The 12,221-nt window shown below is 53.2% G+C and carries 12 protein-coding genes; 5 read left to right on the top strand and 7 right to left on the bottom strand.

The window, feature by feature from the left end; genetic code table 11:
- The first annotated feature begins 55 nt into the window (after window positions 1-55).
- Window positions 56-604, top strand: coding sequence for a hypothetical protein (locus MKZ07_RS04960; RefSeq protein WP_036694559.1), 549 nt, complete (start codon window positions 56-58; stop codon window positions 602-604).
- 76 nt (window positions 605-680) lie between these two features.
- Here MKZ07_RS04960 and MKZ07_RS04955 read toward each other — a convergent pair whose 3' ends face one another.
- From MKZ07_RS04955 to MKZ07_RS04940, 4 genes are all read right to left on the bottom strand, one after another.
- Window positions 681-1,814 (bottom strand): DUF4179 domain-containing protein, encoded by a 1,134-nt coding sequence (locus tag MKZ07_RS04955; protein ID WP_036694351.1) that lies wholly within the window; start codon window positions 1,812-1,814, stop codon window positions 681-683.
- Window positions 1,804-2,340 (bottom strand): sigma-70 family RNA polymerase sigma factor, encoded by a 537-nt coding sequence (locus tag MKZ07_RS04950; protein WP_051493393.1) that lies wholly within the window; start codon window positions 2,338-2,340, stop codon window positions 1,804-1,806. The genes MKZ07_RS04955 and MKZ07_RS04950 overlap by 11 nt, the downstream gene beginning before the upstream one ends.
- 362 nt (window positions 2,341-2,702) lie before the next feature.
- On the bottom strand, window positions 2,703-3,935 hold the full coding sequence (locus tag MKZ07_RS04945) for an aminopeptidase (RefSeq protein WP_036694352.1): 1,233 nt from the start codon (window positions 3,933-3,935) through the stop codon (window positions 2,703-2,705).
- A gap of 137 nt (window positions 3,936-4,072) precedes the next feature.
- Window positions 4,073-4,420 carry a hypothetical protein gene (locus tag MKZ07_RS04940; protein ID WP_036694354.1) on the bottom strand — a complete coding sequence of 116 codons (348 nt, stop codon included), beginning with the start codon at window positions 4,418-4,420 and terminating at the stop codon, window positions 4,073-4,075.
- 155 nt (window positions 4,421-4,575) lie between these two features.
- Between MKZ07_RS04940 and MKZ07_RS04935 the strand changes: the two genes are divergently transcribed.
- Together MKZ07_RS04935 and MKZ07_RS04930 are read left to right on the top strand one after the other, a co-directional pair.
- Window positions 4,576-5,721, top strand: a complete 1,146-nt coding sequence (locus MKZ07_RS04935) for a VanZ family protein (RefSeq protein ID WP_036694355.1) — start codon at window positions 4,576-4,578, stop codon at window positions 5,719-5,721.
- A 15-nt stretch (window positions 5,722-5,736) separates the two neighbouring features.
- The gene (locus MKZ07_RS04930; protein ID WP_036694357.1) at window positions 5,737-7,242 is read left to right on the top strand and encodes an amidase family protein; all 1,506 of its coding nucleotides are present in this window, start codon (window positions 5,737-5,739) and stop codon (window positions 7,240-7,242) included.
- A gap of 97 nt (window positions 7,243-7,339) precedes the next feature.
- On the opposite strand, the gene MKZ07_RS04925 is transcribed toward MKZ07_RS04930, so the two are convergent.
- Window positions 7,340-8,107 carry an exodeoxyribonuclease III gene (locus MKZ07_RS04925; protein WP_036694359.1) on the bottom strand — a complete coding sequence of 256 codons (768 nt, stop codon included), beginning with the start codon at window positions 8,105-8,107 and terminating at the stop codon, window positions 7,340-7,342.
- Window positions 8,108-8,282: 175 nt separating this feature from the next.
- Here MKZ07_RS04925 and MKZ07_RS04920 point away from each other — a divergent pair, with 175 nt between their 5' ends.
- Window positions 8,283-8,570 (top strand): hypothetical protein, encoded by a 288-nt coding sequence (locus tag MKZ07_RS04920; RefSeq protein WP_036694360.1) that lies wholly within the window; start codon window positions 8,283-8,285, stop codon window positions 8,568-8,570.
- 114 nt (window positions 8,571-8,684) lie between these two features.
- Here the strand turns inward: MKZ07_RS04920 and MKZ07_RS04915 are convergent, their stop codons facing one another.
- Window positions 8,685-9,791, bottom strand: a complete 1,107-nt coding sequence (locus MKZ07_RS04915; protein ID WP_076154069.1) for a citrate synthase/methylcitrate synthase — start codon at window positions 9,789-9,791, stop codon at window positions 8,685-8,687.
- Window positions 9,792-9,919: 128 nt separating this feature from the next.
- On the bottom strand, window positions 9,920-10,762 hold the full coding sequence (locus tag MKZ07_RS04910) for a helix-turn-helix transcriptional regulator (RefSeq protein WP_076154070.1): 843 nt from the start codon (window positions 10,760-10,762) through the stop codon (window positions 9,920-9,922).
- 132 nt (window positions 10,763-10,894) lie between these two features.
- On the opposite strand from MKZ07_RS04910, the gene fabF reads away from it, so the two are divergent.
- Window positions 10,895-12,133, top strand: coding sequence for a beta-ketoacyl-ACP synthase II (fabF, locus tag MKZ07_RS04905; RefSeq protein ID WP_341024825.1), 1,239 nt, complete (start codon window positions 10,895-10,897; stop codon window positions 12,131-12,133).
- Window positions 12,134-12,221 lie beyond the last annotated feature (88 nt).

Below are 12,221 nucleotides of genomic sequence, written 5' to 3'. Positions count from 1 at the left end.
TTCCGGTATACAGTGGGAGTAAGCGTTATAGATGATTACAGAAAGCAGGCTGGCAATGAATATATCAATCAAGCTAACCGGGCCGGATGAAGCCTATATTATCAAAAATATGTTACCGCTCTATCTGCATGATCTTTCAGGTCATTACGGACTTGTGGAGGGGCATCTGCCTAACCGGCATGGCATCTTTGAGGACACGGACGAATACCGCACGCTGGCAGATCAGTATGAGGTGCAGAATATTTGGTGGGACAAGCCGGGCATTCTGTACTCTTTTCTGATTCAAGCTCATTCGATGCCGGCAGGCTTCGCACGGATTGCTACCCCTCCATATTGTGCGCAGGGCGTCGATTATTTCGTGAGCGACTACTTTCTGCTGCAGCCCTTCAGAGGGACGGGAATCGCGGAACAGGCGGCGGTGCTGGTGTTTGAACAATTCCGGGGCGAATGGGAGCTGTTCACCAACCCGGCTGCGAAGAATATCACCGGCCAGAGCTTTTGGCGCAAGACGGTCTCCCGCTACACGCAGGGCCAATATTCGGAGCGCAGCGGGGAGACTTTTGACGGCCATAAGCTTGCCTTCAGGTTCCATAATGGGGGATGAGAACCACTCTGACCGCAGCGCAAAAAGGCTGACCCGCCGGATATACCAACAGTCAGCCTTTTTCGCGTACAAGGGTTCACGGCAGAATGCGCAAGTTAATGTCTCTGGTATTCTTGCCGGTCCCTGTCTTCATAATCATATTCATCGATTCTGGCTTATCGAGCAGATTGCTTCCGAAGATCCGTTCATAGCCTTCATCGGTTGCAGTGCCTGTGGGTGACCATATCTTGGTCGTTCCGTACCCGGTTTTCGACTGAATTTCATTCCCGTGTATAGCGCCAAATACCTTTTGACGGTCCTGCCACGTAATCTCAGTCTCCTTCTTGATTTTGAATACAGTACGGATCATCAACGGGGAGAGCTCAACCTGCTCCAGCGTCACTTGAACGCCCTCCAGTATGAAGTCTTCCTGCGGCTGGACAATGACTGTCTGTTGCTGTTTGAATTTCGGATCCAGCTTGAAGCTGATCTTAAGTCTCGGGGAATAATACACATCGGCTACATTTACACCTTTCGTCAGATCTTTCATTTTCCCCTTGTCCATAGAGGAGATCTGGAAATTAGCTTCCAGTTTCTCCGGGAACGGCTTGCTCCGGTCCAGGTAGATGGTACCTCTTCCGTAGTAGATACGCTTATCATCATAGCCATTGTTTTTAGCATGGGCACCAACCCCGCCCCCGTTCTCCAGATCATATCCGGTTGACAGATTCTTAATTATCGCACTGTTAACACTATAGATCTCCTGGCCTTCCGCGACATTGGCTGTATACAAAAAGATGATTGTGTTCTCATCCGCCGTTACAGCATTCAAAGTAATCCGGAAATTCCCGCTGGCTGCACTTTTATCAATCTCCTGAATGTAGCCGTGCCGGATAGCCGTATCCAGCGTAGGCGCTTCTGAATCAAAGGAATAGAGCCGCTTGAACATCTCCAGCCCGCCCCAATTCACTTCTCCGGCAGGTCCGGCAGCACGGGGTACTGCATTATGAATGACCGGGATGAAGAACAGAATCACTGCAGCAATTGCGGCTGCGGCTATTCCGAGGAAGGAGACTTGGCGGAGTCTGCCCTGCCAGCTTTTCCGGCGTCCGCGCTCGATCCCTGCCTGAACCGCCGCTCTGACCTCATTCCCCCCACAGTCCCCCCTTACCTCCTCACGGATACGTGTCGCATCGGACAACATCGCCTGCTCTACTCTGCTAATGTTCATTCCATTCACCCCGGTTCTTCATAATTTCCCTAAGCTGCTTCAGGCCTTTGTGCTGCCAGGTTTTGACGGTTCCTTCCGGCTTGCCCAGCAGGACTGCGATCTCGGCCAGGGTCAGATCATTATAATATTTGAGCAGCAGCACATGGCGGTATTTCACCTTCACCTGCGAGAGCGCCCACTGCATTTCCATGGCATCCGTACTGGTCCGCATAACCGGCTCCTGCATATTCTCTGCCGCTGTAGGGACTGCCCTTTTTCTTCTGCGCTGCTCGTCTATGCAGACATAGATTAATATACGGATCAGCCAGGTTTTGAACGCGCTGGGGTCCTTCAGGGTTCGCCGTTTCATCCAGGCCCGGCAGGTGGTCTCCTGGAGCGCTTCCAGTGCGTCATTGCGGTTGCCCAGATAACTGTAAGCAATATGGTATAGCTGGTCGCTATGCTCCATCACCGCTTTGACCCAATCCGTCTCCTCAAGCGGCACGGCGGCAGTTACCCGCTTCATCTCTGCCCCGGACATCGTCATCTCTCCCTCTCCTCTCCATCCCTTTTACATGAATTAGACGGAGAGGTTATGCAAACAGTTTTAGTCTGCGGCAATTATTTTATATCTTCCACGAACAACAGAAAAGCCGCAATCCCCGCTGCCGGGAATGATGCGGCCTTTCTTAATATCGGAAGCTATAGCTTCTTGCTGCTGAGGAGAAGGTGTGCTGGCGAGCACAGGCTTCATTGTATGTGAAAAACAGCATATGTTGTGTTCACAAACAGGCACACGGCCTCAATATGTGAAAAACAGCATACGTTGTGCTCGTGTAAAGGTATTCTTATTCATCCGGTTAGGACGATTTTGTTCTGGAGATTATTTCACTTCTAGATAGGTTACACCTAGAGTACCCAATTCCCCTTACGGAACACCGGCTCAATCGTGCCGTCAGCCAGTTCTCCGTCAATATCTAGCGCATCGGAGCCTACCATGAAATCAACATGTGTGAGGCTGACGTTGGCCCCTCTGGATAGCAGTTCCTCGCTGGTCATGGAGGTGCCCCCTTCAATATTCACCGGATAGGCGCTGCCCAGCGCGAAATGACAGGAAGCATTCTCGTCAATTCCAGTGTTGTAGAAAACTCTGTTCAGCCGGGAGATCGGTGAATCATACGGCACCAAGGCCACTTCTCCGAGATAGGAGGCGCCTTCATCCGTATCCAGCAGGGAGGTCAGATGCTCACGGCCGGATTCAGCGTCATAGGCGGTAACCTTGCCGTCTGTGAAGGTAAGTGTGATTCCGTCGACGAGCCGCCCGTTCAGGTTCAGCGGAAGCGTACTCTTGACGGTGCCATTCACACCGGTGCGGTGGGGCATCGTGTAGATCTCTTCTGTAGGCATATTGGCTACAAAATAAACGCCACTCGCATTCTCCCCGCCGCCGCCGCGCCACAGATGGCCTTCCGGCAGCTCGACACGCAGATCCGTTCCAGGGGCACGGTAGTGCAGGCTTTTGTAGCGCCTCTCGTTCATACGGTCCTGGCTCTGCTTCAACTCGCCGATATGAGTACGCCAGGCAGCCACTGGGTCTTCGCTGTTCACACGGTTCATCTGGAAGACTGCTTCCCACATCGCATCGATCCGCTCTTCCTCCTGCAGATCGGCGAACACCTTGTCCGCCCAGGCACGTGTCGGCGCCTTAATCAGCGACCAGCTGATTCTGCTGTTCCGGGTGTAGGCCTGGTACTTCTTGCGCGCAACCGCAGCCGCTTTAACGGCAGTGGAGACCTTGGCCGAATCGATCCCGCGGAATAATTCCGGATCCGGCACTTTTATATGTAATATAGCTCCGCCTTCTTCAGCGAATCCCTCCAGCATATCGGCATGCCACTGCGGATAATACCCGAACGATTCCTCAGGAGCCTTCTCGTAACGGATGCGTGTGACCGCTTCATCGTCCCAGTCCACAAGCACGTATTTCGCTCCAGCGTCATAAGCCTTGCCTACAATCAGCCGGGTAAGCTCCGCTGTCTCCAGCGGGGCGTGAACCATCAGCACTTGTCCCGGCTGCACATTCACACCGACCTTGACTACCAGCTCTGCGTATTTCTCCAGCATCTGCTCAAAATCCTTCATTTCATCTCTTCCTCCATATCTTCTCTGTCTCTGTATAAGTATAGCGGAAGACCGGGAAGATGGCACGTACTCTATGATCTATGTACAACCGGAAGCTGAGCATGGCGTAACTTCTCCCGCTTCCGGCAGCGCTTCCTCTACTGCTTATCCACCTGCAGCAACTGAATGGTCTTCACATCAAACGTATGGGCGATTTTCTCTTCCGCAATCACTTTCAGCTTCGTCAGGCTGGCCACCTTGGCCGGATCAGCCCGGGAGAGGAGCCTCCACAGCTCGGGGTCGGACAGGGTCTGATAGAGCTTGTCGTCATCATATTCCTTGCGGTTCTGCGTGACCAGCTTGACCTTGTAGCTGCCGAACACCGCTTCGGTCTGCCCCGCTTCATTAACGTGGGCAAGGATCTCCTGCCGGAGTCCGGCCAGCTCCTTTTCCAGCTCCTTCTGCTTCACCTTGAGCTTATAATACTGTTGAACCTTCTTTTCCATACAGTGCTCACGCTCCTCTCCTAACATGTCTATGCAGGAAAGAACGGTTAGAATGATTAATTCTGTTGAGACGGTTTATGTTTAATTCTATAATGGAGTCGATGTGACAAGTTATAACTTCTTGTATTTTCAAAAACCAGACAGCAGGTGAACCCATGTTCCAGACTTATCTATTCCCGATTTCCTACGCATTCATGGCCTTTCCGGTTGCGGCGCTATTCTTCACCTTACCGTTCCTGATTGTGCAATACCGCCGGCACGGCTATATCAATAAAATCCGGGCCTTGATGCTGTATCTGCTGCTGCTGTACCTGCTTAATGCGTTCTTCCTGGTCCTTCTGCCCTTGCCTGATTCCAGGCACAATGCAGCCCCCTCCGGGAGTATGATCCAGCTTGTACCGCTACAGTTCATCCAGGATATTCTGCACAATACGCCAATTACGCGCAGCGACCCTTCCAGCTACCTTAATGTGCTGACCGGAGCGGATTTTCTGCTGGCAGCCTTCAATGTTCTACTGACCGTACCCTTCGGTATGTTCCTGGGCTACTACTTCCGCACGCGCTGGGTGGTGTGCATTATCCTGTCCTTTGCGCTGTCGCTGTTGTTCGAGATTACACAGATTACCGGCATTTACGGCTTCTTCGATCATCCTTACCGGATCTTCGATGTCGATGACATGATCACGAATACGCTGGGCGGCATTGTGGGCTTCAAGATATCCCTATGGATCTCCGGCCTGCTGCCGAGGATTGAGAAGCTTGACAGCCAAGAGGACCTTTCCGCCAAAAAAGTGACCTACACCCGCCGCGCCCTTGCTTTCCTGCTGGATTCTATCCTGCTGCTCGCGGTAACCATCCTTCTTAATTTGCTCTCTCTGAGTATTTCGTGGTGGGCAGTTAGTATGGTGTATTTCCTGAGCATTCCTCTGTTCACAGGCGGACGCACCTTCGGCAAATGGGTTGTACGTATCCGGCTAAGGAGTGAAGACGGCGGCCTAGCCAGACCCTGGAGGGTATGGGCACGATATGGATTACTCTATGGCGTCTTAGGCGGAATGAATTCCCTTATGCCTGACTCCTCCTTCTTCATCTCTATCGGCACAGCGCTGGCTACTGTAGTGAAAATAGTCATCCTATTGGCTGATTTGGCCTTCTTCATCCATCTGGTGCTGCGGTTGATTAAGCGTGAGCGTCCGCTCATCTATGAAGAGATTAGCAGAACCCACAATGTAATCACATGGCCGAAACGGCATCAGGCAGCGGCAAGCGAGACCCTAAATAAGACAGTAAACAATGAATAGAGGTGCAACACTCTAATGTATAAGAACGATTCCACCCTTATCTCATCTGCGCCAGATGAGCATGATTGGTTAATAGAAGCAGACATCACCAGCATTCAGGAGCAAATGGCACAAGGAAGCCTAACCTCCGAGATGCTGGCAGGCTGGTATTTGGAAAGAATCAACCGGTTAGATGGTCTCCTCCGCTCCGTATTGGAGGTGAATCCAGAGGCTCTTGCGATTGCTGCAAGGCTCGATCAGGAACGAAGGGATCAGGGTAGCAGGGGACCGATGCACGGCATTCCAGTCCTGGTCAAAGATAACATCAGTACAGCAGATCAGCTGCACACCAGTGCAGGAGCCTTGGCGCTTGCAGAGTGCATAGCAGCAGAAGATGCTGAGCTTATCACTCGGCTAAGGACAGCCGGGGCAGTGATACTGGGCAAAGCCAATATGACCGAATGGGCCAACTTCATGTCGCCGGCGATGTGGGCCGGATACAGCTCGCGCGGTGGTCTTGTACTGGGCCCTTACGGCCCGGGGGAGCTGTTCATTGGCGGATCAAGTTCGGGAAGTGCGGCGGCAGTTGCCGCTAACCTTGTCACCGTCGCCGTAGGTACGGAGACCTCCGGCTCCATCATCAGTCCGGCGGCCCATAACTCCCTGGTCGGCCTTAAGCCTACCTGGGGACTGGTCAGCAACCAGGGCATTATACCGGGAATCGGCAGCCAGGACAGCGCCGGTCCAATGGCCAGAACGGTCAAAGACGCTGCACTCCTGCTTAATGTATTGGCCGGGAATGCTGACTCTTCTTCCTCTGTTATACTGGATTATTCGACAGGTCTGGAGCCGGATGCGGTAAGAAACACGCGAATCGGAATTCCGCGATTCTATTATAAAGATCTGGATAGTGAAGCTCTTAAGATTATGGAATCTGCCATATTGGTCCTGAGAGAGCTGGGGGCAGAAATTATTGACCCCGTAGAGCTCCCCTGTCAGGATGCGGAATGGAAGGCTACGATTCTGCAATATGAATTCAAGCCTGGATTGAACCGCTATCTGGGAAGCCTGCCGGAATCCGCTCCTGTGCATTCCCTGCAGGAGCTGATAGATTTCAATCAGCAGCATAGCGAACAGGCACTGAAATACGGCCAGGGAACACTGGAATGGCTGAACACCTCCGGGGATGATATTACAGAGCAGGAATATCTGGAGCAGCTGCATTCTTCCCGTTCACTAGCCGGTAGTCAGGGAATCGATTATGCCCTGGAGCATTACGGTCTGGATGCGCTCCTGTTCCCTGGAGATCACGGATGTGAAGTAGCGGCGAGAGCGGGTTATCCGCTGATTACAGTTCCTGCCGGGTACACCTACTCGGGTATTGTTGCACCAGGCGGCTATCTTACCAAGGGACCGCAGGGTATCACCTTCTGTGCTTCAGCCCATAGTGAAACTATGCTGCTAGGGATTGCTTATAGTTACGAACAAGCCACGAAGCACCGGCGGCCGCCGGTGCTGGAGCCAGGCACCTCGTCAGAATAACCGGGCAAACCGCCCCTCAACCGCGTTACAACTGAAAGAGGCCGTATCCCGAACTCCGGGATACAGCCTCTTTTTATATCATAGCTATACACTCTGTCTATGCTTCCGCCGCATCCGCCAGATGGAGGACCACCGGGCAATGATCGCTGCCAAGAACATTACATTCAATTCCGGCGTCCAGCAGACGCGGGGTTAAGCGCTCTGAAGCGAGAAAATAATCGATCCGCCAGCCCACGTTCTTCTCTCTAACCTTAGGCATGTAGGACCACCAGCTGTAGGCACCCTCCAGCTCAGGATAGAACCATCTGAAGGTATCCACGAAGCCGGCTGCGAGCAGCGTGGTCATTTTGCCGCGTTCTTCGTCGGTGAAGCCTGAATTCCCCCGGTTCGATCTCGCATTCTTCAGGTCAATCTCCTGATGCGCCACATTCAGATCCCCGCACACGACAACCGGTTTATGCTCATCCAGCTTCAGCAAATAGGCACGGAACCGGTCCTCCCACTCCATCCGGTAGTCCAGCCTCGACAGATCGCGCTTGGCATTCGGCGTATACACATTCACTAGATAGAAATCCATGAATTCCAGGGTGATAATCCGCCCCTCATCCTCCGTCTCCTGCTCCAGTCCATATCGTACGGATAGCGGCTTGATTCTGGTAAATACAGCCGTACCCGAATATCCTTTTTTGAGTGCATAGTTCCAGTACCCGGCATATTCCTCCCCATGATCCAGAACAATCTGCCCCTCCTGGAGCTTCGTCTCCTGTACACAGAAGATATCTGCGTCAACCTCCCGGAAATACTCGTTAAACCCTTTATTCACACAAGCTCTCAGACCGTTCACATTCCAGGACACCAGCTTCATCGTTGTCATTTCCCCTTACCAGTCACTAGATTACATCCAGTGTACCATAGATTCGGGGTCTCTATGAACCTGAAGGTATCCTATTGAAATGTGTGAATCTCCCATGGCATACGTTACAGCAATCATAGTTTTGCCGAATATACTATCCTATCACAAGGAAAAGGAGGACATTACAATGGCTATCTTATTACCGCAACAATTCTTCAATCTGCCCGCTTCTGTAGGTAAATCTTACTATGAAAATCTGGCAGGTGGCATCAACGCGGCTGTGACGGTAAACAACAATTCCGGGTTTCCTGTGGATCTCGTTATTTACCGCGTCAACGCTCCAGTGGTCACTTATTTGATCCCTGCATTTAACAGTCTCACTTTATCCGTTCATGCCCTGCTGGTCGCAGGACTTCTGAGCACAGCTGCCGGTGCAGTCTTCGGCACAATCGAAGTGGCAACCTCTGATTTCTAATCTAATGTAAGAGTATCCCCCTCATACTCTCTCATTAACATTCCCTTGTTAAGCATCTCCGGCTGGTAGACGGCCGGGGGTGCTTTTGCATGTTCAATAGAGAAGCAGTTGCTATCATACTGTCTCTGATTCTGGCATAGGTCCGATATAAGTAGATTGTGGCCGGAAAATCCGGTTATGGGCTGACTGCTCCAGTAAATGGGCCGTCCAGCCGACAATTCTTCCCGCCGTGAATGTAGGCGTGAAGATCTCCGGCGCCAGCTTCAGCGCCTTCAAAATAGCCGCAGCATAGAACTCAACATTGGTGAACAGGCGGCGGCCCGGCTTGTATTCCTCCAGCAGCGCAACCGCTGTAGCCTCCACATGAAGCGCAAGATCAAAGTAGGCGTCCTTGCCAATCATCGTAAGCGTCGCAATCTGCAGCGCTTCAGCCCGCGGGTCCTTAGTCTTGTAGATCCGGTGCCCGAAGCCCATCAGCTTCTCCCCGGCCTCAAGCTTCCCTCTCAGCCAAGGCTCCGCGCGTTCCTTCGTCCCGATCTCCTCCAGCATCGATATCACTTCATACGGCGCGCCGCCATGCAGCGGACCCTTCATGGCCCCGATTGATCCGGCTACAGCCGCACACAGATCCGATTCCGTGGACAGCACCACCCGCCCGGCGAAGGTAGAGGCATTCATGCCATGCTCCATGCAGAGGATCATATAGGCGTTGATCGCCCGCACATGAGCCTCCTCCGGCAGCTTGCCTGTGAGCAGATATAGATAATTCGCAGCATGGCCAAGCTCAGGAAGCGATTTCAGCGGCGCCAAGCCCTGAAGACTGCGGTACCTGTAAGCTATGATCGCCGGAAGCATTGCCGTCAGCCGCACGGCCTGCTTCAGTGTGGGCGGCCAGGTAGCGTTCTCCTCATCCCCAAGCGCAGCCACTGCACTTTGTAATACCAGCATCAGCGGGACAGAAGCCGGATACAGATCAAGCATCTTGCAGAGATATTCAGGAATCGCCCTCTCCACTGCCATTTGCGCCTTGAGCTGCGCCAGCTCCTCCGCATCAGGCAGGTGTCCGTTCCAGAGCAAATAAGCGACTTCTTCATAGCTTTTGCCCACCGCAAGCTCCTTCGCCCAATATCCGCGGTACACCAGATACCCTTTCTCTCCATCTACTAATCCAATTGCTGTCTCTCCGGCAACTATGCCTTCTAATCCCGTAACTTTAGCCATTATATCTTTACCCCTTTTCCGGTCCCTCCCGCAGGAAGAAATTCATCATATTAGGAGTATAAACTGCAAAATCTATATTGCATATTTATAGTTTTTTATGAAACCATAAGGAAAATCTATCACCTACCTCACTTAAGCTCCATAAGCTGCTTCAGCTTGGCTTCTGTACCTGATTCACCCGCTGGCGTGTAGATGCTGCAGCGCAGATCCGCTGTACCTTGCACTTGGAGGGAGGTGAGATGGAACAGCATTTTGCCGGCTTTGGCATGCCGGAATTCCAGTACAACATCCGGCGCGGAGCTGACCCGGCTCTCTTCCCATAAATGATAGAATTCCGGATGCCGTTCCTTCATCTCCGCGATGAATTCATCGTACCAGCGGTCCTCCAGGTATTGCCCGTAATAGGCTCGGAAGATCGATAAGTAACCCCGGACGAACTGCTCCCAATTCACCGCCAGCCGCCTGAACTCCTTGCGCTCGAACAGCAGTGAGATCATATTGCGCTGCTGCGGAGCCAGCTTGGCGAAATCAAGAAACACATGCGCCGCTGCCTCATTCCAGCCGACAATGCCGCAGTGCCGGTCCGAGATGATGGTCGGGCAGGTCTTCAGCTCCTGCAATATCTTCTGCAGGGACGGATGAATCACCGAAGGCTCTTCTTGGGTATAGTCTGCTACTCCCGGTCCGTTCTCCAGCGCCAGAGCGAACAAGTAACTCCGCTCATCCTTCGTCAGCTGAAGTGCTGCGGCAATACAATCAAGAACGGATGGAGATACCTTAATATCACGCCCCTGCTCCAGCCAGGTATACCAGGTGCTGCTTACTCCGGAGAGCTGCGCCACTTCCTCGCGCCGGAGCCCGGGCGTCCGCCTCCTGGTGCCCTCCGGGAGCCCCGCTGATGCCGGGGTAATGGCCGCGCGTCTTGCTTTCAGGAATTCCGATAATGCTTGAAGCCTGTTCTGATTGGACATCATGCTTCCTCCTGTCATACAGTTCGTCTGCCTGTTAGTGTAGTAGTAATTATACTAGTATAAACTACAACTTGTAATAGGATAAGCAACATGAAAAAATAAGCTTATTCAGAATAACAGGAGGAATAGCAGATGGAACGTGTCGTAATTACAGGAATGGGTGTCATCTCCCCGCTTGGCAATACTGTGGAGCAGTTTTGGAGCCGCCTTACGGCAGGAGAATCGGGAATTACGCTGATTGATTCTTTTGATACCACCCATTTCAAAACCAAGATTGCCGGCTCGGTGCAGGCCTTCGACCCGGATGCCAGATTCGGCCGCAAGGAAGCCCGGCGGATGGACCGGTTCAGCCAGTTCGCGCTTGCCGCTGCAGAGGAGGCCTGGGCGCACTCCGGTCTCCGGCTGGAGGAGCTGGACAGGGAACGGCTGGGCGTCTATGTAGGCTCCGGCGTAGGCGGTATCCAGACGTTAATGGACCAGGGTGAGCTGCTGCGGTCCCGGGGACCGGAGCGGGTAAGCCCTACCCTGATCCCGATGCTGATCTCCAACATGGCGGCAGCGATGATCAGCATCAAGCTCGGGGCACAGGGGCCGACACTCTCGCCGGTGACCGCCTGTTCCATCGGGAATACGGCTATTGGCGAAGCCTTCCGCCTGATCCGTTACGGCGGGGCCGATGTGATCATCGCCGGAGGTGCGGAAGCGGCGGTGACCGAGATTGCCCTGGCCAGCTTCGGCAATGCGACCGCCTTGTCTACCCGGAACGGGGACCCGCAGGGGGCCAGCCGGCCTTTTGACCGGAACAGGGACGGGTTTGTCATCGCGGAGGGCGGGGCTATTGTCATCCTGGAGTCCCTCTCCCATGCCCTGCGCAGAGATGCCGTCATCTATGGCGAGGTCACCGGATATGGCGCCAGCTCGGATGCTTATCATATGGTAGCTACTCATCCTGAGGGGATAGGAGCCTACCAGGCAATGAAGCTGGCACTCAGCGAGGCTGGCATCAGTCCCGGGGAGGTAGATGTCATTAGCGCACACGCGACCAGCACGATGGTCGGAGACCTTTCGGAGACCCTGGCGATTAAGAAGCTATTCGGCGAGCAGGCCTACCGGATTCCGGTCACGGCGAACAAATCGATGACCGGTCATGCCCTTGGCGCAGCCGGTGGTCTGGAAGCCATTGCCCTGCTGCTTAGCCTGCAGGAAGGGCTGATCCCGCCAACAATTAATCTGGAGCAGCCGGACGAATCCTGCGATCTGGATTATGTCCCTAACGTAGCCCGTCAAGCGGACCTGAAGATAGGGATTTCCAATTCCTTTGGCTTCGGCGGCCACAATGCTGTAATCGTTCTGCGCAAGTATGAAGCGTAATCGCAGCTAATGCCTATGAACAGCAAACAGCGGATCGCCCATTCTAAAGGGAGACCCGCTGTTTGTAATGGTTAAGTGTATGATGTCG

Origin of the sequence: Paenibacillus sp. FSL P4-0338 (assembly GCF_038002365.1) — a bacterium.
In the GTDB taxonomy this organism is placed as follows: Bacteria; Bacillota; Bacilli; order Paenibacillales; family Paenibacillaceae; genus Paenibacillus_AQ.
This window is presented reverse-complemented; position numbering and strand designations above follow the sequence as displayed.

Coding starts and splice junctions, on each gene's coding strand:
- MKZ07_RS04960 (WP_036694559.1), top strand. CDS start 56: ATGAATATATCAATCAAGCTAACCGGGCCGGATGAAGCCTATATTATC.
- MKZ07_RS04955 (WP_036694351.1), bottom strand. CDS start 1,814: ATGAACATTAGCAGAGTAGAGCAGGCGATGTTGTCCGATGCGACACGT.
- MKZ07_RS04950 (WP_051493393.1), bottom strand. CDS start 2,340: ATGACGATGTCCGGGGCAGAGATGAAGCGGGTAACTGCCGCCGTGCCG.
- MKZ07_RS04945 (WP_036694352.1), bottom strand. CDS start 3,935: ATGAAGGATTTTGAGCAGATGCTGGAGAAATACGCAGAGCTGGTAGTC.
- MKZ07_RS04940 (WP_036694354.1), bottom strand. CDS start 4,420: ATGGAAAAGAAGGTTCAACAGTATTATAAGCTCAAGGTGAAGCAGAAG.
- MKZ07_RS04935 (WP_036694355.1), top strand. CDS start 4,576: ATGTTCCAGACTTATCTATTCCCGATTTCCTACGCATTCATGGCCTTT.
- MKZ07_RS04930 (WP_036694357.1), top strand. CDS start 5,737: ATGTATAAGAACGATTCCACCCTTATCTCATCTGCGCCAGATGAGCAT.
- MKZ07_RS04925 (WP_036694359.1), bottom strand. CDS start 8,107: ATGAAGCTGGTGTCCTGGAATGTGAACGGTCTGAGAGCTTGTGTGAAT.
- MKZ07_RS04920 (WP_036694360.1), top strand. CDS start 8,283: ATGGCTATCTTATTACCGCAACAATTCTTCAATCTGCCCGCTTCTGTA.
- MKZ07_RS04915 (WP_076154069.1), bottom strand. CDS start 9,791: ATGGCTAAAGTTACGGGATTAGAAGGCATAGTTGCCGGAGAGACAGCA.
- MKZ07_RS04910 (WP_076154070.1), bottom strand. CDS start 10,762: ATGTCCAATCAGAACAGGCTTCAAGCATTATCGGAATTCCTGAAAGCA.
- fabF (WP_341024825.1), top strand. CDS start 10,895: ATGGAACGTGTCGTAATTACAGGAATGGGTGTCATCTCCCCGCTTGGC.